1 pseudogene is annotated in these 327 nt (G+C 59.0%); it reads right to left on the bottom strand.

The annotated features are described in order from the left end of the window. Window positions 1–186 (bottom strand): annotated as a pseudogene (locus P0D96_RS48550) (hypothetical protein); the annotation flags it as partial. Between the last annotated feature and the right edge of the window lie 141 nt (window positions 187–327).

Genomic DNA, 327 nt, shown 5'->3' with positions numbered 1-327 from the left:
CCCAAGCGTGCGCGGCACCACGCCGTGCCGGTTCAGATGCAGGAATGGCAGCGCAGCAGACAGGGAAAAAACTAACCAGATGGAGCCAACAAAGGCGGCCAGAAGGAGACCACGTGCCTTGATCTGCACGAAGAGCGAGTCAGAAGTGGAAGTCGTGCCAGAGAGCCGGGTTGAGTCTTGCGGCATTACCAGTTACTCCGTACTCGGCTTGATATCAATTGTCATGAACGCGATGACGTGCGCGCTTTAGCTTTTGCGCTGCCGCGGTTCCCCCGGAGACCTATCTGACGGCGCGTAGCGGGTGCGGCTGCGGATAATGACTCGAGG

It is taken from the genome of Paraburkholderia sp. RL17-347-BIC-D, from assembly GCF_046027915.1.
In the GTDB taxonomy this organism is placed as follows: Bacteria; Pseudomonadota; Gammaproteobacteria; order Burkholderiales; family Burkholderiaceae; genus Paraburkholderia.
This window is presented reverse-complemented; position numbering and strand designations above follow the sequence as displayed.